Source organism: Rhizobium sp. S152, from assembly GCF_030380735.1.
In the GTDB taxonomy this organism is placed as follows: domain Bacteria; phylum Pseudomonadota; class Alphaproteobacteria; order Rhizobiales; family Rhizobiaceae; genus Rhizobium.
This window is the reverse complement of sequence record NZ_JAUDRZ010000003.1, coordinates 91,801-116,880: the sequence shown is the minus strand read 5'-3', so window position 1 is coordinate 116,880 and position 25,080 is coordinate 91,801. Positions and strand designations below refer to the sequence as shown.

20 protein-coding genes are annotated in these 25,080 nt (G+C 59.3%); 10 read left to right on the top strand and 10 right to left on the bottom strand.

Features of this window, described 5'->3' with window-relative positions; all coding sequences use genetic code 11:
- Positions 1-45: 45 nt before the first annotated feature.
- From ehuC to QTL95_RS05165, 7 genes are all read left to right on the top strand, one after another.
- Positions 46-711 carry an ectoine/hydroxyectoine ABC transporter permease subunit EhuC gene (gene ehuC / locus QTL95_RS05195; protein ID WP_289718907.1) on the top strand — a complete coding sequence of 222 codons (666 nt, stop codon included), beginning with the start codon at positions 46-48 and terminating at the stop codon, positions 709-711.
- Between the two features lie 12 nt (positions 712-723).
- The gene (gene ehuD, locus QTL95_RS05190; RefSeq protein ID WP_289718906.1) at positions 724-1,416 is read left to right on the top strand and encodes an ectoine/hydroxyectoine ABC transporter permease subunit EhuD; all 693 of its coding nucleotides are present in this window, start codon (positions 724-726) and stop codon (positions 1,414-1,416) included.
- Positions 1,413-2,192 carry an ectoine/hydroxyectoine ABC transporter ATP-binding protein EhuA gene (gene ehuA, locus QTL95_RS05185; protein WP_289718905.1) on the top strand — a complete coding sequence of 260 codons (780 nt, stop codon included), beginning with the start codon at positions 1,413-1,415 and terminating at the stop codon, positions 2,190-2,192. Before ehuD ends, ehuA begins: the two co-directional genes overlap by 4 nt.
- Before the next feature lie 558 nt (positions 2,193-2,750).
- Positions 2,751-3,827, top strand: coding sequence for an ABC transporter ATP-binding protein (locus QTL95_RS05180; RefSeq protein ID WP_289719190.1), 1,077 nt, complete (start codon positions 2,751-2,753; stop codon positions 3,825-3,827).
- 99 nt (positions 3,828-3,926) lie between these two features.
- The gene (locus QTL95_RS05175) at positions 3,927-5,270 is read left to right on the top strand and encodes a Tm-1-like ATP-binding domain-containing protein (protein WP_289718904.1); all 1,344 of its coding nucleotides are present in this window, start codon (positions 3,927-3,929) and stop codon (positions 5,268-5,270) included.
- Positions 5,263-6,096 carry a phosphoenolpyruvate hydrolase family protein gene (locus QTL95_RS05170; protein WP_289718903.1) on the top strand — a complete coding sequence of 278 codons (834 nt, stop codon included), beginning with the start codon at positions 5,263-5,265 and terminating at the stop codon, positions 6,094-6,096. The genes QTL95_RS05175 and QTL95_RS05170 overlap by 8 nt, the downstream gene beginning before the upstream one ends.
- A gap of 73 nt (positions 6,097-6,169) precedes the next feature.
- A complete protein-coding gene (locus QTL95_RS05165) occupies positions 6,170-9,076 on the top strand; it encodes an FAD-binding and (Fe-S)-binding domain-containing protein (protein ID WP_289718902.1) in 2,907 nt (968 codons plus the stop codon).
- Between the two features lie 89 nt (positions 9,077-9,165).
- Here QTL95_RS05165 and QTL95_RS05160 read toward each other — a convergent pair whose 3' ends face one another.
- On the bottom strand, positions 9,166-10,266 hold the full coding sequence (locus QTL95_RS05160) for a Gfo/Idh/MocA family protein (RefSeq protein ID WP_289718901.1): 1,101 nt from the start codon (positions 10,264-10,266) through the stop codon (positions 9,166-9,168).
- A gap of 15 nt (positions 10,267-10,281) precedes the next feature.
- Entirely contained in the window at positions 10,282-11,142 is an 861-nt protein-coding gene (locus tag QTL95_RS05155) for a sugar phosphate isomerase/epimerase family protein (RefSeq protein ID WP_289718900.1), read from the bottom strand.
- Positions 11,143-11,396: 254 nt separating this feature from the next.
- Here QTL95_RS05155 and QTL95_RS05150 point away from each other — a divergent pair, with 254 nt between their 5' ends.
- Positions 11,397-11,840, top strand: a complete 444-nt coding sequence (locus QTL95_RS05150; protein WP_289718899.1) for a VOC family protein — start codon at positions 11,397-11,399, stop codon at positions 11,838-11,840.
- A gap of 114 nt (positions 11,841-11,954) precedes the next feature.
- Positions 11,955-12,707, top strand: coding sequence for a FadR/GntR family transcriptional regulator (locus QTL95_RS28625; protein ID WP_442981256.1), 753 nt, complete (start codon positions 11,955-11,957; stop codon positions 12,705-12,707).
- Between the two features lie 244 nt (positions 12,708-12,951).
- On the opposite strand, the gene QTL95_RS05140 is transcribed toward QTL95_RS28625, so the two are convergent.
- The 4 genes from QTL95_RS05140 to QTL95_RS05125 form a co-directional block, all read right to left on the bottom strand.
- Positions 12,952-13,779 (bottom strand): carbohydrate ABC transporter permease, encoded by an 828-nt coding sequence (locus QTL95_RS05140; RefSeq protein WP_289718897.1) that lies wholly within the window; start codon positions 13,777-13,779, stop codon positions 12,952-12,954.
- Positions 13,776-14,717 (bottom strand): carbohydrate ABC transporter permease, encoded by a 942-nt coding sequence (locus QTL95_RS05135; protein ID WP_289718896.1) that lies wholly within the window; start codon positions 14,715-14,717, stop codon positions 13,776-13,778. Before QTL95_RS05135 ends, QTL95_RS05140 begins: the two co-directional genes overlap by 4 nt.
- Positions 14,714-15,859 carry an extracellular solute-binding protein gene (locus tag QTL95_RS05130; RefSeq protein ID WP_289718895.1) on the bottom strand — a complete coding sequence of 382 codons (1,146 nt, stop codon included), beginning with the start codon at positions 15,857-15,859 and terminating at the stop codon, positions 14,714-14,716. The genes QTL95_RS05135 and QTL95_RS05130 overlap by 4 nt, the downstream gene beginning before the upstream one ends.
- A 476-nt stretch (positions 15,860-16,335) precedes the next feature.
- Complete coding sequence (locus QTL95_RS05125; protein ID WP_336622274.1) at positions 16,336-17,871, bottom strand: ATP-binding protein; 1,536 nt, start codon at positions 17,869-17,871, stop codon at positions 16,336-16,338.
- 89 nt (positions 17,872-17,960) lie between these two features.
- Between QTL95_RS05125 and QTL95_RS05120 the strand changes: the two genes are divergently transcribed.
- A complete protein-coding gene (locus QTL95_RS05120) occupies positions 17,961-18,809 on the top strand; it encodes a MipA/OmpV family protein (RefSeq protein WP_289718894.1) in 849 nt (282 codons plus the stop codon).
- A gap of 62 nt (positions 18,810-18,871) precedes the next feature.
- On the opposite strand, the gene QTL95_RS05115 is transcribed toward QTL95_RS05120, so the two are convergent.
- The 4 genes from QTL95_RS05115 to QTL95_RS05100 all read right to left on the bottom strand — a co-directional run bounded on the left by QTL95_RS05115 (position 18,872) and on the right by QTL95_RS05100 (position 24,734).
- Positions 18,872-19,627 (bottom strand): response regulator, encoded by a 756-nt coding sequence (locus QTL95_RS05115; RefSeq protein WP_442981255.1) that lies wholly within the window; start codon positions 19,625-19,627, stop codon positions 18,872-18,874.
- Positions 19,628-19,705: 78 nt separating this feature from the next.
- Complete coding sequence (locus tag QTL95_RS05110) at positions 19,706-20,323, bottom strand: methyltransferase family protein (RefSeq protein WP_289718892.1); 618 nt, start codon at positions 20,321-20,323, stop codon at positions 19,706-19,708.
- Between the two features lie 86 nt (positions 20,324-20,409).
- Entirely contained in the window at positions 20,410-23,508 is a 3,099-nt protein-coding gene (locus tag QTL95_RS05105) for an efflux RND transporter permease subunit (protein ID WP_289718891.1), read from the bottom strand.
- Positions 23,505-24,734 (bottom strand): efflux RND transporter periplasmic adaptor subunit, encoded by a 1,230-nt coding sequence (locus tag QTL95_RS05100; protein WP_289718890.1) that lies wholly within the window; start codon positions 24,732-24,734, stop codon positions 23,505-23,507. Before QTL95_RS05100 ends, QTL95_RS05105 begins: the two co-directional genes overlap by 4 nt.
- Between the last annotated feature and the right edge of the window lie 346 nt (positions 24,735-25,080).

The following is a 25,080-nucleotide window of genomic DNA, read 5'->3' as shown; positions in this document are numbered from 1 at the left end:
CGGCTACAACCGGGCGCCATTCGTCCAAACACAGGAGACTTCCAGATGAGCTGGACAGCCTACCTGCCGATGCTCTGGCAAGGTGCCGTCGTCACCATGACGATCACGCTGGCGTCGATCGCCGCCGGAGCGGTGCTTGCCTTCTTCTTCGGCATTCTGCGCGTTGAAGGTGGGCCCATCCTGTCGGCTATCGCGCTTTGCTACACGGAAGTGTTTCGCGGCACCTCGCTGTTCGTCCAGCTCTTCTGGTTCTACTATGCATTGCCGCTGGTCGGATTGAGCTTCGATCCGATCACGACGGGCATTCTGGTGCTCGCCGCGCATGCTGGCGGCTATGGGGCGGAGATCGTGCGGGGCGCGCTCTCGTCAGTCTCGACGCAGCAATTGGAAGCGGCCCGTGCGCTGAACTTCAACCGTTTCCAGACGCTGTTTCGTATCTCATTGCCACAGGCGGTCGTCGAGATGATGCCGGCCTTCGGCAATCTCGCAATCGAGACGCTGAAGCTTTCTTCGCTTGTGTCGCTGATCTCCATCGCGGATCTCACCTTCGCGGCTCAGTCGATCCGCAACATTACGCTTGATAGCGCAAGCATCTACTCGATCACGCTTCTCTGCTACTTCGCCATGTCGCTCGTGCTGATGGTCGCGATCCGGATAATTGAGCGCTTTGTGCGGCGCGGGGACGTGTTCCCACGCGCCCGGCATTCGTAAGGGCTTATCGATATGATGTATGGTTACGAATGGGACACGACCACCTGGGTCACCTACACGAGTTCAATCCTGCCGATCATTCTGATCGGATTGACGGTGACTTTGAAGGCGGCGGCGGCTGGCTTTGCCATCGCGCTCGTTCTTGGTCTCGGGTTTGCGCTGCTGCGCCGCAGCCGTATCAAGGCCATTTCCTGGCCGACAGCCTTGATCGTCGAGTTCCTGCGCGACACGCCGCTTTTGGTGCAACTCTTCTTTCTCTACTATGTGCTACCCGATTTCGGCATCGTGCTTCCCGCGTTCCTGACCGGGGCACTGGCGCTTGGCCTGCAGTATGCGGCCTATACGTCGGAAGTCTATCGCGGCGGCATCGAGGCCGTCCACCACGGGCAATGGGAAGCAGCCACTGCCCTCAACCTGACGCGTATGCAGACTTATCGCAATATCATCATTCCCCAGGCCATCCCCCGTATCGTGCCGGCCATGGGCAATTATCTCATTGCCATGATCAAGGAAACGCCTGTCCTTTCCGTCGTGACCGTCCTTGAGATGATGGGGCTGGCAAACATGATCGGCGAACGTACCTTCGAATATCTCGTGCCGCTGACGCTGGTCGGCCTGATCTTCCTACTCCTGACACTGATCTGCTCGGCGGGCCTCCACCGTTTGCAGAAAGCTCTCCCGAAAGCAGGAATCCCCTTGCGATGAACGATAAGAACAACCAACCCCTCATCGAATTTTCCGACGTCACCAAGCGCTTCGGCATCCTGACGGTGCTCGACCAGTTTAATTTCAGCGTTGCAAAAGGCGAGAAGGTTACGCTGATCGGCCCGTCGGGCTCAGGCAAATCGACAGTCCTGCGTATCCTGATGACGCTGGAGCCGTTCCAGGAGGGCAAGCTCACGCTCGGCGATATGTCCTATCATGAGAAGGTCGGCAAGGGCCCCTTCCATGCTTCGGAAAAACACCTCCGTCAAATCCGCAATCATGTCGGCATGGTCTTCCAGAGCTTCAATCTCTTTCCGCATATGACGGTTCTGCGAAATGTTGTCGAGGCGCCTGTCCGGGTGCTGGGCATGGCCCGGGCGGAAGCGGAAGCCCGTGCGATCGAACTCCTGCAGATGGTAGGTCTTGCGGACAAGAAGGATCAATACCCGGTGCAGCTTTCCGGCGGCCAGCAGCAACGCGTCGCGATTGCCCGCGCGCTTGCAATGCGTCCCCGAGTTCTGCTTTTCGATGAACCGACATCGGCGCTCGATCCGCAGCTTGTCGGGGAAGTTCTCTCCGTCATCCGGGATCTGGCACACGAGCATGACCTGACAATGCTGCTCGTCACCCATGAGATGCGTTTTGCCCGAGAGGTGTCGGACCGCGTCTGCTTTTTTGACAAGGGCCGCATCTGCGAGCAGGGAAAGCCGGAAGAGATATTCGCCACGCCTCAACAAGAGCGGACACGCGAATTCCTCTCCTCGGTTCTAAGGTGAAGCAGCGAGAAAGATAAGCTCACTCAAGCTCATCCCGCCGAGCAGCGTCTATTGATGAACCGCGCCACTTGCCCTGCCGCGAAAATATACCAACGCCGTTGCCAACAAGGTCGATGGCTGTGGCATGTTGTACTACTACATTCACGATCCGCTGGATCGAGCCATCTGGCGGCCAGCATGGTCGCGACGGGATCGGCGAATTCTCGCCGTATCCGCGCCAGCCACGAGCTTTCAAAGTCGGCGACGAACCGATAGCAGCAAGGCCGCCAATGTCTGACTGCCCTATCTTGGTGGCGGCCGTGTGTGGCCACCCATCTCACCACGACAGGCCCGAGTCACGTCTGCTGCTCAGACAATCGTCATCACCATGGCAAAATTCGCGATTTCCCGCGGTGCTCGAGGAGCATCGATTGATTGCAGCGCTCTGGCAGGCATGAAACGTACAGATTTATTTACAGATTTGTTATTTTTATTGACATAAAGGCAGGACCTGTTAGCTATTCTGCAGATCACGAAATAGCACCAGCCACTATCGGCCGGAGATGAAAAGGGTTCATGATGGCTTCAGTCACCATCGACAAGGTCCGCAAGACTTTCGGCGCGCACACCGTGCTGCATGGCGTTGACATCGACATCAGGGATGGCGAATTTCTCATTCTAGTCGGGCCTTCCGGCTGCGGAAAATCCACCCTCTTGCGGATGATTGCTGGCCTGGAGGACATTTCGTCCGGCGAGATCCTCATCGACAAGACAGTCGTCAATGATATCGAGCCGAAATCACGCAACATCGCGATGGTTTTCCAGAGCTACGCTCTCTATCCTCATATGACCGTCGCCGAGAACATGGCTTTTGCGTTGACCCTGCAGAAGACAGACAAGACGGAAATTGCCAAGCGAGTCGCCAAGGCAGCTGAAATCCTCAGCCTCGAGCCTCTTCTCCAACGCCTGCCCAAGCAGCTGTCAGGCGGCCAGCGACAGCGCGTCGCGATGGGGCGCGCAATCGTCCGCAACCCTGCAGTCTTTCTGTTCGATGAGCCTTTATCGAACCTTGATGCCAAGCTGCGTGTTCAGATGCGGTCCGAGATCAAGGAGCTTCATCAAAGGCTTAAGACGACGACTATCTATGTTACACACGACCAGATCGAAGCAATGACCATGGCCGATCGCATTGTCGTGATGCGTGACGGAGCGATCGAACAGATCGGCACACCGTTGGAATTGTACAACAGCCCATGCAACCTTTTCGTTGCTGGCTTCATTGGTTCGCCCGGAATGAACTTCATTGAGGGGACGATCAAGGATGGCCGGTTTTCGACCAACGACGGCGTCAGTCTTCCACTTCCGGCCAGCCATTCGCATATCACCGGCAAGGTGATCTATGGCATCAGGCCGGAGCATTTGGTGATCGACGCGACGGGCGCATCCACCAATGTGATTACCGTTGAGCCTACCGGAGCTGAGGTTCACCTCTCGCTCCGTCTGGGCTCACAGACGATCGTTGCGGCGCTACGGGACGGTCCGACATTGAAGCCTGGAGACGAGCTTACGCTGCTGGCGAACATTGAGCGGGTTCATGTCTTCGACGCCGAGACTGGTCATCGGATCGGCGCACATGAACTGGATCGCGCCGCATGATGCTTACGCACCGGGTCAGACTAACAGATGTGTAAAAATATACCGGGTTCAAATGATACGCACGGCTTGCTCGACGCAAGCTCGCCAGGGGAGATGCGTGTGAACGATCGCAATCAGGCGAGGACTGCCACCGATGACAACATCATCGGATCGGAATTCGGGCTAGGATTATCCGGCGCCATTGCTCTTCCATCAGGCCTGCGTCCAGGCATCGTCATCGCCGCAACAATGGATACCAAGGGCGAGCAGGTTGATTTTCTACGAGCCGAACTGGAGGCGCGCGGTGTCATCGTCACCGTGGTGGACTGCGGCATCCGCCCGGCCGCAGATCATCGGATCGAAATCCCGGCCGATCTTGTCGCACAGTTCGCGGGTTCCGACATCCAGTCGGTCAGGTCTTGGCCCGAGCGCGCTCCAGCCCTGGCGCAAATGCTCGACGGTCTTGAGCATTGCGTTCGTACTTTGCTTGGTCAAGGATTGATAACCGGTTTCATCGGCATCGGCGGCGGCACCAATGCCGCGCTTGCCGGGCGCGCTTTTCGCGTGTTGCCCTATGGGCTCCCCAAGATCCTAGTATCGACGGCGGCATCTGGAGATACGAAGCCGTTTATCGAGGGGAATGACGCCGTTCTCATCCATCCGGTGGTCGACTTCATCGGTCTGAATGCCCCACTGAGAGCAAGCCTGACGCGGGCTGCGGCAACGATGGTGTCGATGCTCCCCATCTCGTTCTGGAAGGGCGACGAGGACCTCACGATCGTTGGCATTACGGCCGTGGGAGCGACGACGGCCGCAGCCGAGGCCGCCGAGGGCTTCTTTCGCGGTCATGGCTACGGCACATATGTCTTCCACGCCCGTGGGCCCGGCGGCATCGCGTTCGAGGAACTGATCGGGCAAGGGCGGATCACGGGAGCCTTCGATCTGGCCACCACGGAAATCTCCGATGAGGTCCTGGGCGGCCTGCGCAGCGCAGGACCGACGCGGTTGGAGGCTGCCATCAAGGCCGGCATCCCGCAGGTCGTGATCCCGGGCGCTGTCGATCTCGTCAACTTTGGCGGCATCGAGACAGTCCCGGACAGATATCGGAACCGCCAACTCATCACCCATACGCCCGCCAGCACACTCCTACGGATATCCTCGGACGAATCCAGGCAGGTAGGGGCGTGGATGGCCCGCAAGCTCGTGGCCGCGCGCGCCCCGGTCTCGGTGTTCGTGCCCGCTCTCGGGTTCTCGTCATATGATCGCCCCGGCTCCATCTATCGAGACGAGGCCGCGAGCGCGGCTTTCGTCGAAGGACTGACCGGTGGCCTGAAGCAACGGCCGGATATCGAGATCCAGGTTCTCGATCTCCACATCAACGATCCGCGCTTCGTTCTGAGCGCGTGCGAGCGAATGCAGACCTATTTGCAGACAGCAAAACAGCAGGAAAAGACCAATGGCTAAGCAGTATACCCGCAACGAGGTCATCGGCCGCATTCAGGGCCAGATCGACCAGAAGAAATTCGTGCTCATGCAGGGGGCGGGCATTGGCCTTATCGCACGCCTCGTCGAGAAGGCGGGTGTCGATCTTATCGCGGTCTACAATACCGGCTTCTACCGCATGAACGGCTGGGCAAGCATTTATGGGACATTGCCGGTCGGCAACGCCAACGACACCGTGCTTGATCTGGCGCGTCAAATCGTCCCCGTTGTCAAGGAAGTGCCGCTGATCGGCGGCATCTATGCGCATGACCCCACCCGCGACCATCAGACGTCGATCGAACAAGTCAAAGGCGCGGGCTGCTCCGGCATCATCAACGTGCCGACCATCGGCCGCATCGATGGAACCTATCGACGCGACCTGGAGTCGGTTGGCATTACATTCCAGCGGGAAGTCGATCTGATGGCGCGAGCGATCGACAACGACCTCTACACCGTTGCCTATGTCTATACACCGCACGAGGCGGCCATGATGGCAAAGGCCGGCGTCGACATGATTGCCGGCCACGTCGGTCTGACGGCCGGCGGCGACGTCGGCGCGACGGCGGCGATCGGAATGGACAAGGCCGCGGAGGACCTTCAGGCAATGTTCGAGGCGATCCGCACCGAAAACGACAGGACGGTCTTGCTGTCGCATGGCGGTCCGATCATCACCCCGGAAGACGCCGCCCAGATCGCGCAGCGGACCGGTGCCGTCGGCTTTGTCGGCGCATCCAGCATCGAACGGATTCCGGTCGAGCCGGCCGTCAAAGACGTGACCGCACGTTTCAAGCAGATTACTCTGCCCTGACCTCCCAAGGCGGCAGACGGGCCGCGCGCAATGGCGCGGCCCATCGATCAACATTGCTATCAAGGTTTTCAAAATGCGTCCGACTGATCGTCGCGCCGGTCTGACCGCGCATGAGCGGATGCCCGAACCGGCCAAGCTCGACGCCGACATCTTCACGCGGTTGGCGGCACGCCTCGCAGAATTTGGTTTTAGCGGAACCGTGCACACGGACGCGGCCTCTCGTGCCGCAAACTCTACCGACAACAGCGTCTATCAGATTATTCCCGAAGCCGTGATTGCACCGCGCGACAGTGACGACGTGCGCCGGCTCCTGGAGGTTCTCGACGAGATCGAATTCGCCTCCATCCCGATTACGGCGCGCGGCGGCGGCACTGGAACCAACGGTCAGTCCCTGAACCAAGGCGTGATCGTCGACTTTCGGCGGCATATGAACCGGGTCATCCACATCGATGTCGACAACGGCTTTGTCGATGTCGAGCCGGGGATCGTTCTGGACGATCTCAACCGCCAGCTCGCCCCATTGGGCTTGTTCTTCGGGCCGAACACCTCGACATCGAATCGCTGCACGATCGGCGGAATGATCGGCACCGATGCCTCGGGAAAAGGCTCGCGTATCTTCGGCAAGACAGCCGACAATGTCCTTGGGCTCAAGCTGATGCTTGCCGGTGGCCGCGTGCTCGACAGCCAGGCGCCGCTCCCCGACTGGGCTGGACCAATGATGTCGGAGGTCGCCGCTGCCTGTGATCATGGCCGCGCGCCGCTGCTTGCCACGGTTCCGAAGCTATCCCGTCGATTCTCGGGCCTTGACCTGGAGCGCGCGCGCCCGTCGGACACGGAACTGGAGTGGTGGCGACTGGCAATCGGCGCAGAAGGCGTCTTGGGTCTGGTGACAAAGGCTCGTCTCAAGCTGACGCCTCTGACGCGCGCGAATGTTCTTCTCGTTATCGGCTTCGACAGTTTCGCCAGCGTTTTGAACGCCACGCAAGCGCTGCTTCCAATGGCACCGCTGGCGATCGAAGTCATGGACGAATGGGTTCAGGGGCTTGCCCAAAAGGCGGGGCTCCTCGACGTCTTGCCTCCGTCTCTGCGCGGCGGCGGCGATGACAACCCGGTCTATGCTTTCGTGGAGTTTGCGGGCGACAATCCGGAGACGCTTGCGCGATCGGCGCGATCGTGCCTCGAACTCGCGAGCACTCTAGACGGATACCGGGGCTCCTATCTGTCGACAGAGCGCGCCGAAATCGCCTCGCTCTGGTCGGTCAGGGCCGCGAGCGTCGGTCTCCTCGGCGCGGCGACAGGCGAGCGGCGCCCTATTTCCTTCGTGGAAGATTGTGTCGTGCCGCCGGATCGGCTGTCGGCGTTCGTCGATGACTTCAAACAGATCATGTCCAAGCATAGCATCAGGTACGGCATCTACGGACATGCGGATGTAGGCTGCCTCCATACGCGGCCGGCACTCGATATGGCTGATCGTGGTGACCGCCAACTCTACCAGCAGATATCCGACGAGGTCTATGAGGCCGCATGCCGGCACGGCGGCATCTTCTGGGGAGAGCACGGCAAGGGCATCCGGGGTGAGTATCTCGAGAAGTTCGTCGGCCCACAGGCTTTCGCAGCGTTCAAGCGCATCAAGCGGGCTTTCGATCCGGCGGGGATATTCAATCCCGGAAAGCTCGTATCCGCGAGCGGCACTCTCTATGGCATCGGCACATCTCCGATGCGCGTCACCAAGCCCGCGGGCATCGATCCATTCAAGGATGCCTTCGAATGCAATGGCAACGCGCTCTGCCTGAACTATGCCGCAACGACGCCGATGTGTCCCTCCTTCAAGGTCACCGGTGAGCTTCGACATTCCCCGAAAGGACGGGCCGAGGCGCTGCGGGCGTGGCGGCAGGCACGCCAGGATGGCACGGACACCGCTGAATTGGACCAGGATGTCTTTGCTGCCCTTGACGGCTGCCTGGGCTGCAAATCATGTGCGGGAAGTTGCCCGACACATGTCGACATTCCCGAGATGAAGTCGCGTTTTCTCGAAGACTACTACCGCCGGAACACCAAACGGCTGTCGGACCGTTTGGTCGTCCTCCTGGAGCGTTTGTCGCCGTTAGTTCAGCCGGTCGCGCCGCTGCTCTCGCGCTTCGTCCCGAACGTGGTCTACGACAGGGTTGCCGCATGGGCCGGCATCGTCGATGCCCCACGTCTCTCTGCACGGTCGCTTGGCCGCCTCGACGTGAGCCATTACCGGCCCGGCCGCGGCATCCCGGCAGATGCGGACCTGTTGCTGCTTCAGGACCCGTTCACCAGCCTCTTTGACATTGATTGCGTTGCGGATGTCGTGACGGGCCTAAAGGCGCTCGGCTTGCGGCCGGCGCTGCTTCCGCTTCGCCCGGCCGGCAAGGCCGCGCATGTGAAGGGTGATCGTCGCTCGTTCGGCAGCCAGGCACGATCACTTGCGGAGATGGTGGTGCAGGCGGCCGAAGCCGGCTTGCCGATCGTGGGGATGGATCCTGCGGTGGTCTACATGTTCCGCAGCGAGTTTCTCAAGCTGGGCCTCAGGGACCTGCCGGAGGTCCTCTCCATCGAGGAATATCTTCTCAGATCGCAGGACCGTTTCAAGCTGCCGTCATCCACCAGTACCGCGGGCATAGAGGCGACTATTTTCCTCCATTGCACCGAGAAATCGATGCGCGCGAAAACGGGGAAAGACTGGCAGGAGCTGTTCGAGCGCCTGGGTGCCAAGGTGTCGGTCGCAGACACGGGCTGTTGTGGCATGTCAGGCGTGTTCGGCCATGAAACCCGCCATCAGGACTGGTCGAAGCGGTTATTCGACATGTCCTGGCGCAACATCGCCAGCGCCCAGGAGACCGTCTACGCGACCGGCTTCTCGTGCAGATGCCAAACCAAGCGCTATGCGCAGCGGCCAACCCGTCACCCGATGGCGCTCGTCGCGAGCGTCATTTCCGCGCGCGTCGCGCGATAGCGCAATCAATCTTCCACCTGTGGCAGGATCAAGCACAAAGGGCCGCCGGTTGTTTCCGGCGGCCCCTCTCGTTGCTTCATCTATCTGGTTCAAGCCTGCTGATCGCGGAGCCAGGCGTCTCGCACGCGCTGCGGTACGTCGACGGGCAGGACTTTTTCTTCGATCATGGCGTTGATCAGCGTCTCGATCGTGATCACGTTGACGACGGACTGCGAGAGTGCCGGCTTCGGCTTTGCCGCTCCGGCCAGCACCTTCAGGAAGCTCTCCATCTGTGCCTGGTAGCAATAGAATGTCGGCAGATCGTCCTGAAGCGTGAGCGGGCTCTCCACCTCGTGCTCCTTGACATGAATGTGGGATGGTTTGACCGTCGCCAGTTCGCGCACGATGGTATCACCCGGCGGCGTAAACACGGTCTCGACGTGAAGCGTGCGCTTCGTCGAGTGGATCTCGAGAGCCTGGTTGAACGTTGCTCCCGCGCTGCTTTCGATGACGCCGGTTCGACCGCCCTCGAAGGCGATGGTGCCGAATATCCGATTGATGGTGCCGTAGTTCGCACTGAAGGAGCCCGTCGCCGAGACCTTCTGCGGCAACTGCGCCGCATAGGTTGCGACCGCGTTGACGGTATAGCAGGCAAGATCCCAGGGAACGCCACCGCCGGTTTCCTTCTTGAACCGCCAGCTCCGCGACGCGTCGTCGGCCGAAGCCACTTCCGGGAAATAGTAAGACGAGCAGCTGCGCACCCAATCGATCTCGCCGATGTCACCCTTGGCGATAACCTCGTCCAACTTGGCGATCAGCGGATGGTGGAGATACATGAACCCTTCGACGACTGTCGCACCATGCTTCTCGACCAGATCCCAGATCTTGACGGCGTCTTCTCCTGTCGTTGCAAGCGCCTTTTCGCAGAGTATCATCTTGTGGCCGGCAGCCAGGCACATCTCGATCTGTTCGAGGTGCTGCGCAGGCCAGGTCGCGAGCACGACCGCGTCCAGCTTCTCGGCGGCTAGCATGGCTGCGGCATCGCCGTAGTAACGATCGCATCCGTAGGCGTCTGCGAATGACTTTGCCGCCTCCTCACGCACGTCGCTACATGCGACGATCCTTACCTTGTCTGCTCCAATGCGCGATACGGCTATGCCATGCGCGTGCGAAATCCGGCCGCAGCCGATGAGGCCCAACTTGACGGTCAATTTAGTCTCCAGCGTCTAGTTTCGTGTAATGAATTGAAAGCCAGCACGGCTGGCCAGTTGGTGCGCTTTTTCAAAGTTCAAGGCGTATTCCTCCTCGTCTTTGAAATGCTCGCAGAAGCATGTGATGTCGCGGTCAAGCCGTGCGATATGCTTGAAGTAGGCATCGAAATCCATATGCCCATCGCCGAGATTGACCTCCTCGAAGCGCAGGCCGAGGGGCGAAACGGGCCAGACGAGATCCTTGAGGTGAACGCTGACGATGTGAGGCTCAAGCAGCGCGAAGGCATCCCTTGCCAGCTCGCCTGTCTGGAAGAAGTTGCCCGGCTCGATCATGTTCGCCAGGTCGAGATGTATCCCGAATTGCGGATGCCCTACGCTCGCAATGAAATCAGCGGCACTTTGTGGGCCATAGAAGAAGCTGTGCGCGTACGGCTCGAGGCCGAGCCGGGTGCGAGGGCTGTCGAACCCCTCAAGCGCCTGCAGGATGACGCCGCGCAGTTCCTGCTTGCATTCCTCGGTGAACATGTAGGCATGCGCAGCGAATGCCTTGTCGGAACTGTCTCGGGTCCCCGCAAGAACGGCAACCGACCTGCACTGCATGGCATCGGCGTTTGCCAACACCTTGCGCAGCCGCCGAAGACGGTCGGCTCTCACATCAACGTCGGTCGTTATGATATTTTCCCAGAAGCCGGTCTCGCCGATGACGAGGCCGGCTTCGCGTGCGCGCTCGCCGAACCGGCTTGCATCGTCGAGACTCATCTCCCCGATTGCCTTCGGAGCAACGATTGCGGAAATGCCGTAGCGATCGGCTTTTTCGCAAAAGGGACCGATCTCCTCAATCGTCTGCGGTCCAACCGCAATTCCACCCAGTCTCATCCTGCCTCTTCCCTAATGTCACGGTGAAAAGGACTAGGAGAAATTACAGATTTGGTCAAGTTGTAATTTTTTGCTGTTTATCAACCTGCGCCTCAAAACAGGAGAAGACGGCGAGACGGTCGCGAAAACGGTGACTTAATGGGGCGAACCACGGGGCACTGATCCGGTCGGCGCCGGAAACAAGTTTGATTTATCGTGCCGACTGTGGCATTTATAATTACAGATTTGTGATTATTAAGACATGGAGAGTCGAATTGATAGACAACGATTTCGATCACGTTGGTTTCATAACGCGCGATCTTGACCGCACGCTGGATTTTTGGACCAAGCAGATCGGCCTGGAAGCCACCCCTGTTGTCGAGCGCACTGCGCCCTGGGTCGAACAAATGACCGGCATCGCTGGCGCCAAGCTGCGCATCGCTCATCTTTTCGGTAAGGATGTGCATCTGGAGTTTCTCGAACTTCTCGATCGGGATCCGTCGGAGGCTACACCGGTCAACAGCGCAGCCAATTGCACCGGCCACGTGTGCATCAGAGTGGATGACCCCGTTGCTTGCCTTGCCCGGGTCGAAGCTGCCGGCGGGCGAGCCATAGGTAGCCTCGCAACCATCACCGAGGGCGCCTTGGCCGGATATACCGGTGTATATGCTGCGGATCCGAATGGCTTGCTTGTAGAAATTCTTCAGCGCAAGCAATAAGATAGTTGGAAAGTCAACCGAACGTGGCCGATGATTCGGGTCGGAGAGAGAAAATGACATCTCACCATCGAATTAGCTTGCGACGCCCCAAACGTCCTCTGTGGAGCATCAAACATGGCTAGAGGTGCAGGAAACCGGCCGAGACTGAGCGATGTCCTCTATGCGGACATGATGCGGGAAATCAATTCGGGGAAATGGGGTGCAGGTGCCCGCCTGCCTTCCGAGGCGGAGATCTGCACCCAGTTCGGCGTTTCCAGACCAATTGTGCGCACAGCGCTCAGCAGGCTTCGTGACGAAGGCATTGTACAGTCGCGAAAAGGCTCCGGAAGCTTCGTCGTTCCGACGATCAATGGCCACAAGCCTGCAGCTATGTCGAACGACCGCAGGATCGCCAGCATCGCCGATGTTCAGAAGCTCTATCAGTTTCGTGTCGCGCTTGAGGGCGAAATCGCCTTCGTCGCAGCGCGCACGAGAACGGCGATCCAGCTCGCAGCCATCGAGCATGCGGCCGATGAACTCGGCAACATAAATGCTCGGGTGTCCGATGGTACAGAGGAAGATATTCGTTTCCATCGGGCAATCGCGACGGCGACGGACAACGCCTTCTTTATCGAGGCTTTCGAGCGCCTGACGAATGACCTGAGATTCATCGTTCAGCTTGCGCGTAATCTTCTTATGTCCCAGCCCGCCAAGAATATCGAACGCGTTCAGGCGGACCATGCTGCAATCGTCGATGCGATCCGCGCCGGCAATTCCGAACTGGCCCGTGACCGCATGCAGTATCACATCAAAAGTGCGCAAGCCCGACTATTCTTCGGAGAGGGCACTTCCGGCGCCGCATTTTGGGAACAGAACCCACCTCTTTGACGAGAGTCGAGACGGCGACCACGGCACTTTAGGCAAACCGTGCCAGGCGGCTTTCTCATTTTCGGCTGTCCTTTCTCGGTTTGAGGTAAAACGCTCCATCTATTGGTGGCTCACTTCAGCCTCGCCCATCGTCGTCGGGGCCGAACTATCGCTCCGCAAACACAGGGTCCCTTCAGGCAAGAAACCTCCGGCTTGAGGCCGGAGGCTTTCATTGCCAATCCTGCGCGGCGAACCGCCTCTGCCGTTATCCCTTGACGGCACCTGCAGCAAAGCCGCGGACGAGTTGTCGCTGGAGGACGCCCATGAACAACAGCACGGGAAGGATGATTCCAATCGATCCGGCTGCCGACAACGACCAGTAGGTGATGTCTTCCGCGCCGTATTCGGAGATTGCCACCGGCAAGGTCTTGGAGTTCGGACCGGTGAGGACGAGCGCCAGAAGGAACTCGTTGTAGGACAAAAGGAAGCTGAAGAGTGCGGCGACCCAGATGCCCGGGCGCACCACCGGAAGCGCGACCTTGTAGAAGGCCTGCCAGATGCTGCAGCCATCGACGGTCGCCGCCTCGTAAAGCTCCTTCGGCACGTCATCGAAAAAGCCCTTCATCAGCCAGATCGTAAACGGCTGATTGATCGCGACCAGCGCAAGGATCATGACAAAATGCGTGTCGATTAGGCCGAAGTATCGTGCGAGCACAAAGAATGGAATCGCCAGCAAAAGGTGCGGGATCATGCGCACCGCCATAAGGCCTATCAGGATGGCCTGAACACGTCCTGCCCGGATACGCGTCAATCCATAGGCTGCAAGCGTCCCGCAAGTTACGGAAACAACAACCGTGCCCGCCGATATGATCAGTGAGTTTACGAGGTAGCCGAGGAGACCCCGCTCAAACCAGATCTCGTAGTGGAATTCCAGTGTGGGTTCAAAGATGAGGCTCGGCGGAACAGCGAACGCGTCCACCGGCTGCTTGAGCGAGATCAGAAGCGCCCAGATGACAGGAATGAGATTGACGACCGTCAGCCCCGCCAAAGCGACGAATAGCGGGAGTTGGTAACGCAGGGACGCGCGTTTCACGACGACCTCCTTGAGAAGAAGCGATTGAAGGCAAAGACGATTGCTGTCACAGCGCAAAGGAAAAGCAACGTCAGCACGCCGAGCGCCGATGCCTTGCCGGAATCGAGCAGCCTGAATGCCAGGACATAGGTATACATCGTGATTGTTTCGGTCGCCGTGCCTGGTCCGCCGGCCGTCAGTACATAGATCGAGTCGAAATACCGGAAAGCGTCCATCATGCGGATCAAGAACGCAAACATGATGAACGGCTTGATCGCAGGAACGACGATACGACGCAGCAGCATGATCGCGCCCGCCCCGTCGATGCGCGCCGCTTCAAGCTGGCTTTCGTCGACGCCAAGCATCGCGGAATACAGGATCAGGACAACCAGTGGCGTGAACTGCCAGACATCAGCCCAAATGACGGTGATCGGCGCCCAGAATGCCGTGCCCAGAAAGTCGGGCGCTTCGATGCCGTAGCCCGCAAGGGTTGCAGCAATCAAGCCGAACTGACCGATAAAGACCCAGCGGAAGAACACCGCGGCCACCACAGGCGTGATGACCTGCGGCACGAAGAAAAGGAGGTTGAGCGTTTTGGCGCCACGTACGAGGTTGTAGAACCCATAGGCGACAAAAAGTCCAAGCACGATTTCGATGACAACAGCCGTTCCCGCAATCAGGATCGTTCTCGCAAGCGACGACCAGACGCGTCCTTCCGACAGCAAGGCGATGTAGTTGCCGAAGCCGATAAAGGTGTTTGAACCGGTGTTGAGGTTGTGATCAAAGAAGCTGAGGTAAACGGTGTAACAGATCGGAAAGAGCAGAACCGCGATCAGCGTGAGCGCGCTCGGGATCAGAAACAGATAGTGAGGATCGAAGGCTGGCGCCTTCGATCCCTTTTGCCGCGCATCCACACGCGGCGTGTGACGTGTGGCGAGTTCGGTACTGGACATATTCATCCGCGATAGTATCCGCGATCCTTGAGGAAAGACGTCGTTTCGGACGCGGCCTGGTCGAGCGCGTCCTTGACGGGCGCCTCGCCCGTGACGGCGCGCAGAAGATGGCGGCTCAAGCCGTCGCCCAGCGCATACCATTCCGGGATACGCGGATAGGAGGTTGCCGTCTGAAGCGCTTCGATGGCGGCCGGGTAATAGCGGAACTTTGCCTTCAGCGACGCGTCATTTCTGAGGCTGATCCTTGCCGGCGTGACAAGAGATGCGATCTCGGTAGCGTTCGACTTGTTGAGCGCTGCCGCCAGCATCCGGAACATGACTTCCGGGTCCTGCTTGCTGAACTTCGAAATCGAAAATCCGTCCTGCACGATCCGACCATGTCCCGATGGCAGCGGCGCAAAGTCGATTTTTCCGACCACGCGCGAGCGCTTGGGGTCGTCCATCGATGGCGCACGCGTCGGCCACAGCGGCCCCATCGCGGCCGCGCCGATCTGCAGCGCAAGGTTCGCCTCGTCGTTGGACGCCGATGTGTAGCTCGGCTGTGCGCTCTTGGCCGCGTCGCGAAGGAGTTCGATGGCGGCAACGGCTTTGTCGGAGTTGAAAACCGGATTGTATTTGTCGTCGAACCAACCGTCGGCCAACGCATGCAGATACCAGTGCGCCTCGTTGAGCATATAGTCCGCGGGACGTAGCGTCAGCGTAGTTCCCGCGACAGGTCCCTTCTTCAGGTTGGCTGCAGCCTGCACATAATCGGCGATCGTGGCAGGCGCCTTCAGTCCTTTCTCTTCCATCAAGTCCTTCCGATAGAAGAGGAAATTGCCCATCGCCGAGAGCGGAATCGCGTAGATGTTTCCATCGACCGAGAGGTTATCGACGACCTTCGGATCGAAGTCGTCGAGATCGAATTCAGTCTTGAAGCGATCCCATAGATCATTCAACGGTCGCAACCAGCCACTCTTGGCATAGTTCACCGTCGTGACCTCGTTGGTGTACATCACATCGATCGTATCCGCGCCGGAGGACAGCGCGATCGATACAAGTTCGATCATCTTCGAGTATGGCATCAACTGGATATTGATCGCCGTATCGCCGGCTGCCGCCTTCAGCTTTTCAGCGAAGAGTTCGACCGCAGGATAGCGCTGCGACACGAATTGAACTGGTGCGGCAGCAATCGAAGGCCTGATATTAAAAAGAGTTGACGCGGCGACCGTGGCGGCGCCACCGGCTGCCGTCTTAAGCAAACTTCTGCGACTAATCGAATTCATTGGGCTCCTCCATTGCCACGACCATTGGCCGATTAGCGGACTTGGTATGTTACAAATCCTGTTATGTCAACGAGAAAAAAGGACAAGTCAGTCACGAGAGGAAGGGATTGATTGATCCAAACTATTGTTTTTACTATATTTTATTGAATTTAACAGAAATGATAAATCTGTTATTTTTACAGCAATGTCGACGCTCCTATTCGCTTGGAAGAGCCTTCGTGGGCGTAGGCGAGGAGCGGGCGGGATGGCGTCGACCATCACGACAATTCGCCGCGTTCATCGAAAGCGCGTGCGACAGCTGAAGTATCGTTGGCGCCGACCTTTGCACATTGATGGCGTGACTGTTCTACAGGCTAATCTCACCCGGCCATCTCATTGCTCTGAAAGGTCAATCTGACAATCAGGCCCTTGGGATAACGCTCAAGCAGTTCAAGTTTCCCGTGATGTGCCTGAATAATCTCGGCCACAATGGACAGACCGAGGCCAAAGCCCGCATTGGTGCCTCGGCGCGCGGCATCGACCTTGAAGAAAGGCTCCATTACCCGGCTGCGATATTCCTCTGGAATGCCGGGACCATCATCCTTTACCTCTATGATCACGAGGTCGTCGGCCGCCAGTAGTTCGACTTCGACATTTGTGCCGAACTTGACCGCGTTCTCGCAGAGATTGGTGATGGCACGTGTCAGCGCCAGAGGCTTGAAGCTGGCCACCATGCGCGACGGTCCCCAATACTGGACGGCATGCCCCATGTCGGAAAACTCATCGCAAACGGTTTGCAATACCGAGGCAATGTCCGCGCGCTGCCCCGCCTCGCGCTGGTGGTTGTCACGCAGATAGCCCAGGCTTTCCTTGAGGAGGCGATCGATCCGTTCGATATCGATCAGGAGCGCATCCCGTACCTCGCTTTCGCCAACCCGCTCCGCACGCAGCCGCAGACGAGTCAGTGGCGTGCGCAGATCATGGCTGATGCCGCGCAACATCCGCGTGCGCGCCTCGACCATGGTTGAGATGCGCTGTTGCATGCTGTTCAGAGCGCGCGCGAGCGCTACGATCTCGACACTGCCGCGTTCCTCGAAGACGGCCGGCCCCAGCGAGATATCCGCCTTCATGGCCGCAGCCGAGATGCGTCTCAACGGACTGGTGATGGCCCACACGGCGAAGACGGAGAAGAGGATGATCAGGGTGACGGTCGCGACGAGATAGTTTGAGCCGAACCTTAAGGCATCGTTGCGCAGGAAGCTTTCCGGCAGCAGTTCCGTGACAATCAGCGTCTGGTCATCAACCTGGGCCGCAAGCACGCGTTTCCCGTCGACGAAGGTGCGCCAGCCACCATAAGGGACAGGATAGTCTTCCGGCGGCAATAGTCGGTCGATGAGCCGCTGGATGAAAGGTTCGTCCGGCGACCACGTTGCGAAATCGGCGAAATACGAGATCGGTTGCAGGACAAGGTTTTGGTCGTTGCGATTGGCCGCCGCAACGATGATGTCCCGCTCCTGCGGCGTTGCTTTCGCAAGCACCAGCGCGATCGCCGAAATCCGCGCCGACATCCCCTCGAGATCCGGCGCGCTGTATTCCTCCCGCACTCGCCGTTCCAATGTGGAGCCGATGACGAAAGCGATGACGAGGCAGGCAAGGATGACGCCCGTGATCTGGCCGTGAATCGTCGCACCCCACCGCAGCAGCCGGGAAATCGTCGAACCGCTGGAATAGCTCTTCAGGGCTTTCGTCTTCTGCATCACGCGAAACCTGCAAACCTTCCATAACCGGCAATCGGCAATCGCCGGACAATAATGACGATGGCGGGAAATGGACATTAAGATTTGTTGCGGCGCGTCTTTTCCTGTCCGGCAACGGCGCCGCGGCTTAGCCCGCAACAAAGCGTAACACAACAACACGCGGAGCAAGCTCCGTTCGTGACAGGAGAGACATGTCGCATGCACGGTGCGCCATCTCTGAGCGTCCGTGTCAAATCACTGGAGCACCCATGTCTTTTACCCAACGGACTGACCGGCGCCTTCTTGCAAGCGCCTTATCGGTCTCATTGCTTCTCGCGGACGCAGGCGCGTCCGCGCTTGCCGCCGATGCAAGCCTTTCGGAACAACCGCCGGAACCAGCCTTCGATCAGAAGCGGTTCACCAATGAGAAGGACCAGCGGGACTGGAGCTTGATCGTCGGCGCCGGTGCGATCTACGAACCGGAATATGAAGGCGGTGACAAGTTCGAAATTTCCCCTGTCCCCTTCGCCGTGTTCACCTATGGCGATTGGCTGGAGATTGATCCGCGTGGCATCACAATCACGCCATTCCGGCATGACGGCTTCGCGCTCTCGGGTAACGTCGGATATGAAGGCGGCCGCGACGAAGACGATGCCGACCGCCTGAAAGGCCTTGGCAATATAGACTTTGCCGCCACGGTGGGCGCCAAGGCGTCCTACAACTGGAACGGTCTTGAAGTCTATGCCGCCATCGACCAAACGATCGGCGGTAGCGAAAGCTTGATCGGAACGTTCGGTGCCGAATATCAGGCGCCGGTAACCGAGCGCCTCATCCTTGGCGCAAGCGTCGAAGCGGTTGTCGCCAACGACAAGCACATGGAGAGCTATTTCGGCGTCGATGCAGCCCAATCCGCCCGGTCAGGCCTAGCGCAATACAAAGCGGAAGCCGGCCTGAAGCGTGTCGATGTCTCCGCTTCGGCGATCTACATGCTGAGCGAGAACTGGTTGGTGCGTGGCGAAGCCGGGGTCGGATTTCTTACCGGTGATGCCGCCGATAGCCCGATCGTTGAGGAAAAGGTTCAGCCCTCGACCTCGCTCTTCGTTGGCTACAAGTTCTAAAACCCAGCAAACTTCGAGAAAGGGCCCGGCTCGCACCGGGCCTTTTTTCGTCACGCGGTCGTTCAGGCCTGTTCGACGCTGGCGGTGAACATGTAGCCGCCTAGCCTGACGGTCTGTAGCAGGACCGGGTTCTTGGGATCCGTTTCGATCTTCTGGCGCAGGCGGCTGATGTGGACGTCGACACTGCGTTCGATCGGTCCCGCCAACCCGGTATGGGTGAGCGAAAGGAGTTCCTCGCGTGTGATTACACGGCCGGGATTGCGGCAGAAGGCAAGCAGGAGATCGAATTCCGTCGTCGTCAGCGCGACCCGGGCATTGCTCGGATCGTGAAGCTGCCGCCGTAGGGGATCGATCTGCCAGCCTTCAAAACGCAGAGTCCGCTGGACCGTCGTATGCGCCAGCCCATAAGAGGCGCGCCGCAGCAGGCTTCTGATGCGAGCCACGACCTCTCGCGGACTGAAGGGCTTCGTGACGTAGTCATCGGCACCGACCTCCAGCCCCACGATGCGATCTACTTCCTCGCCAAGCGCGGTCAGGAGGATGATCGGCGTCGTTTTTTCCGAGCGGATTCGCCGACATATGCTCAATCCGTCTTCGCCGGGCAGCATCACATCCAGAATGATCAGATCGAACTCGTTGCTGCGCAACAGCGCATTCATCACATGCCCGTCTTCGGCAACAGTCGGGATCATGCCGTTTTCCTGTACGGCAAGCGCAAGCAGCCTGCCGATCTCGGAATCGTCCTCGACGATCAGGATTTTCGCATTGGCGGAATTTGATTGCACGACAGTCTCGCTCGCTCGCGTGAAGACACGCATGTCGCATGCCACCCGGATGGAAGATGTGTCGCTTTATTAAATTTTGTTGCGAGGCTTGAGAAGATGCGAAGACGAAAGTCACAGAGGCAATGTCCAAAAAACGGGCAACAGCCCCGATGCTTGAGCGAGGCGTACGACCTCGATAGCCAGCCAAGCGCCGAGAAACACGATCCCGTCCCTTAGGCTGCCGACCGCGCGCACGGAGCGAAGCGGGATGTCCTCGCATTCCCGCCACAGCGAGGGATCAGGAAGGAGCCGCGGCACCGACCGCTTGTAGTCGTCGAAAGCCTCGCCATACCGACTGCCGAGATAGGCTTCCTCCCCACGCATGGCCGTGTCGAAGGCGAGATAGGTCGCGACCACGAATACGGCCATGCACACGAGGCTGCCCGTCTGCGCGCCTATGCCGGCGATGCCGATCAAGCTGAAAAAATAGAGAGGATTGCGGCAGATCGAATAGGGACCGAAGTCAACGAGTTCGGAATTCTTGCGGCCGCCGATATAGAAAAGCGACCAGCAACGGCCGACAATGGCGACAAAAATCGCCAGCGTTCCCATGGCCTCGAGAATGGTCCGGATGAAGAGGGGCATCACGGGTGGCGAGGTGACTGCGAGCAGGCCGAATGCGGCGGCGCCAAGGACGCGCAACGCGTTGATGCGATAGATCTGGAGAAAAGGCACACGGACATCTTGCATATTGTTTTCAGAACCTCGACTGGTGGACATGGTCGTTTTTTTTCCACGATCGAGGCGGCCTTGGCGTGATGATGTGTTGTCCTGTGTTACGAACCGCTGGGAAAAATGTCGGGGCGGACAGCCTCCGCTTCGGGCGCCTGCACAAGGCGTCTAAAGGCGCGGCTCACGCGATCGGCGAGCCCCGAAACGATCATGTGCAAGCTGGGAATGACGATCAATGAAAGGACGGTGGAGGCAAGAAGACCACCGATCACCGATAGAGCCATCGGCGCCCTGAATGCACCGCCATCCCCCAAGCCGAATGCCGACGGCAGCATCCCGCCGGCCATTGCGAGCGTCGTCATGATGATCGGGCGCGCACGCTCGCGGCATGCCTCGACCACGGCCTCGATCCGGTTGAGGCCGTGCGCCTCCCGCTCGATAGCGAAATCCACCAGCATGATGGCATTCTTGGTCACGATGCCCATCAGCATCAGGATACCAATCACGACCGGCAGCGAAATGGCATTGCCGGAAGCAAGAAGCGCCGCCGCAACGCCGCCGATCGACAATGGCAGGGATGCCAGGATCGTGAGGGGCGACAAGATGCTGCGGAAAAGCAGAATCAGGACGATCAGCACCAGCATGATGCCCGCACTCATGGCGACGGCAAAGCTCTCGAATATCTCGCCTTCGGTGTCGGATTCGCCGCTTGCCTGGACCCGTACACCCTTGGGGAGTGCCTTGACACTATCAAGTCGAAGCAGACGTTGAAGCCCCTGGCCGGAAGTCAGCCCCGCCGCCATATCGGCGCCAATCTCGATGCGCCGCTGTCGGTCGAAACGTTCGATCATGGCGACTGTCTCGTCGAAACTGATTGCCGCGACCGCGGAAAGAGGAACCTGCCGACCGCTGGCGGCGGGAACGCTGAGCGTCTGAAAGATCGGCAAACGGCTGCGCGCGGATCGCTCCAGAAGGACCCGAATCGGGATCTGGCGGGCACCGTCGATATAGTTGGCTAGTTGCGGATCCACGTCGCCAATCGTCGATATTCGCATGGTGCTGGCAATCGCAGCGGTCGAGACGCCGAGCGTCGTCGCCCTGTCACCATCGACAATCATACGAAGTTCCGGCCGCGTGGCAACGCTATCGCCGGCCGGATCGACAAAGCTGCCCTCCCTGGCCATCTCCGCCATGATCCTGTTGGCTGCGGACTGGACCGCATCGCCGTCGCCACCCAGCACGGAGAAAGTGACATCACGCCCGCCGCGGTCATTGAGAAACCGAAGACGGGCATCCTCGATCCCCGAGAGCAGCGTCTCCAATTCGGCCTCGATGGCGAAGGACGAACGGTCACGGCTTTCCTTTGGCGTGAGGTCGATGGATATGATGCCGTAACGCACATCCTCCTGGCCAGTCATGCTCACCCCTGCGCGGGCCAATACGCCCTCGACCTCCGGCATCCTGCCAGCCATCACCGAAATGCGATCCGTTACGGCGCGTGTTTCATCGAGCGTCGCCCCGGGCGGCAATTCGACCGTCAGCGTCAAGCGACCGATGTCTTCAGCGGGCAAGAAGGCTGTCGGCATCGAGGCAAGCGAAAACATGGCGAGTATGAAAAGGCCGAGCGCGGAGCCGGCCGTTGCCCATTTCCATCGCAATGTCGCGCGCAAAATGGTGTCATAGGCGACAGACAGCCGCCCCCTTTTTTCCCCGACGGGTGGCGAGGCTGTCATCACATACGCCGCCATGATCGGCGTGATCAATCGCGCGACCAGCAGGGAAAAGAATACGGCGACGGCGACCGTAAGGCCGAATTCCCGAAAATAGAGCCCGATCACGCCGCCCATCAGTCCGACCGGCGCGAACACGGCGATGATCGTCGCCGAGATGGCGATGACTGCAAGGCCGATCTCGTCGGAGGCATCGAGCGCCGCCCTGTAGGCCGACTTGCCGCTGTTGCGGTGGCGCACGACATTTTCGATCTCGACGATCGCGTCATCGACCAGAATCCCCGTCACGAGCGTGATGGCGAGAAGGCTGAGGATGTTAAGCGAAAAACCAAGGAGGTCCATCGCAAGGAATGTCGGAATGATCGACAGTGGCAACGCCACTGCGGCCACCAGCGTTGCTCTCCAATCCCGCAGAAAAAGAAAGACAACGACGATTGAAAGGGCCGCTCCTTCGAACAGGGTGTTCATTGCCGAGCGATAGTTTCCAGCCGTATAGGCGACACCATCGTCGGCGAGGGTGAAACGCAGGTCGGGATGGCCTGCAGCGAGCCCTTTCACGGCGCCTGCGACCGCCGCCGCAACGGTTACGTCGCTTGCGCCCTGCGATCGATAGATTGAAAAACCGACGATATCCTGGCCGTTCAACGTTGCGAATGTCCGGGCTTCGGCAATGGTGTCTTGAACCTTGGCGATATCCGCAAGGCGCACGGAAGTCTCACCATCGAGGGACAGTCGCTGCTCGGCAAGCGCGGCAACGGTCTTGGCAGCGGCAGAGGTTGTCAGCACCTGCTCGCGCCCTTCCATGTCGCTGCGACCGCCCGAGCGATCGAGTTGGCTGCCCACAATCGCCTCGTTGACCTTGCTTGCCGACAGGGACAAGGCTTGCAACCGGTCCGGGTCGAGTGCCACATGGATTTCCCGATCGGCACCACTGATCCGTTCGACACGCCCAACGCCGGAAAGGCCCTGCAGTTCGCGGGTAATAACGTCATCGACGAACCAGGAAAGCTCGGCGACCGTCATACCGCGGCTCGCGACCGAATAGGTAACGACGGACTGGGCCTCTTCCTCGATGCGCTCGATCACCGGCTCGTCGATCGTTCCGGGTAGGTCGCCGCGGATGCGGGCAACGGCATCGCGAACATCGGCCATGGCCCGCTCGGGCGAGACGAGACCAAGCTCGAATTCAACATTCGTAACCGAACGCCCCTCGCCGATCGTGGATTGCAACTCCTTGATGGCGGGGAGCGATGCGATGGCGTTCTCCACCAGCCGTGTAACTTCGATCTCCAGTTCGGCGGCCGTTGCGCCGGATTGCTCAACGGTGACCTTGACCGCCGGTGTGATGATCGTCGGGAAATAGGTAACGGGCAACTTCACGAAGCTGTAAAGGCCCGCTGCCGTCAGGATGACAAAGAGCAGGATCGACGGGAGCGGATTGCGTATCGCCCAGGCGGATATATTGCCATTCATCGGGCTATCTCCATCGATCGGAGCATAAGCGAGGATGCGAGACGATTGGCGAGCAAGTCACCGGATGTCGCGACGACTGGCTTGACCTTCTCGTCGACCTTGAGAAGCCCGCCCGACTTCAGCACGACCATGTCGCCGTCGCGGATGCCGTCGACGATCTCGACGACACCGTCCTGCCGCGCGCCGAGCGTGACCCCACGCAGGACGACGGCTTCGTTCTCGACGATGAAAACGCTGCTTGCGCCGCTCGCGGTCCTGACCGCGCTGCCGGGCAGAACGATGTTGCGGCGCGTCGACGCCTGCACGATCCCACGGGCAAACATGCCGGGCTTGAGACCCTCTGCGTCGTCCAGCGCGATACGAACCTCACCGCTTCGCGTCATCGGATCCAGTTCGGCCGCGTTCAATCGCAATACACCGCTAATCGTTCCATCATGCCCGGCCACCGAGATGTCGGCGCGCATGCCTTCGCGCAATTGCACGAAGCTCGTCTCCGTCACCTGCGCGACAAACTCGATAGAAGCATCCCGAGCGATCACAAAGAGCGGGCCGCTCGTGTCGGCTGTCATGGCTCCGACGCGGGCGGCACGCCGGAGCACCAGCCCGCTCTCGGGTGCTCTCACGGTGCTGCGCTCGATCGTTAGCTCGATCTCCTTGCGCTCCCGCCCGATCAGTGCCGCATCGGCACCGGCAAGAACGAGTGATTGCTGCGCGAGCGCGCGTTCCGCCACGGCCCGGGCATAGGCATTCTCATACTCCTCCAGAACCTGCGTCGATACGGCTCCCTTGGGCTGAAGAGCCCGGTTGCGCTCGACGACCTTCAACGCTTCCTTGAGCTTGACGTCGGCTACCTCGAGCTTGCTTTCCTCCACGGCGACCGCGGCGCGGGCGCGCGACATGCTCACCGAATTCTTTTCGAGAAGCATGCGCGCTTGGGTGGTGTCGAACCGGGCGAGCGGCTCGCCCTTCTGGATCGTCTGCCCGACTTCGACGAGAACCTGCTCGATCGCCGGCCCCTCGATGAGCGGATAAACCTGCACTTCCTCGCGGGCCACAAGCGAGCCGACGACAGGAATAGTCCGCGTCACCGCATCCTCTTTGGCGATCACCACGCTAACAGGCAATTGCTCGGCCGACTGACAGGCCGCGAAGAAGGTAAGCCAGAAACAAAGCGCGCCAACGACGGGCTGCGCCGGCAACAAGACTGACCAATATATCCGACCCATGAAACGACCTTCCGTTTGATCCGCGAAAAGAGCGGATGATGCGGATTGGACGGTAGCGATCACGGCGCGGAAGCGTGTGTCATCACGTTAAGAAACGTTGCGGGCTAGGGCCGATCGACATTCAAAGTCGACCGCTGACATTTGAAAAAACTGAACTATTGTCTGACCGCTAGTGGCAAATCTCCGTCGCAGACGATGTGCGATTTCACCGTGCAGCTTCGATAGCCTGCGGGATTTGCTTCGGCACACCACAGTTTCTGTCGGAAAAGGTAAGGTGATCTCGATATTGTTTTGATAAACATCACGGCGCGCTGGCTCTTGTGACAAAAGAGCCGCGCGCAAAAAA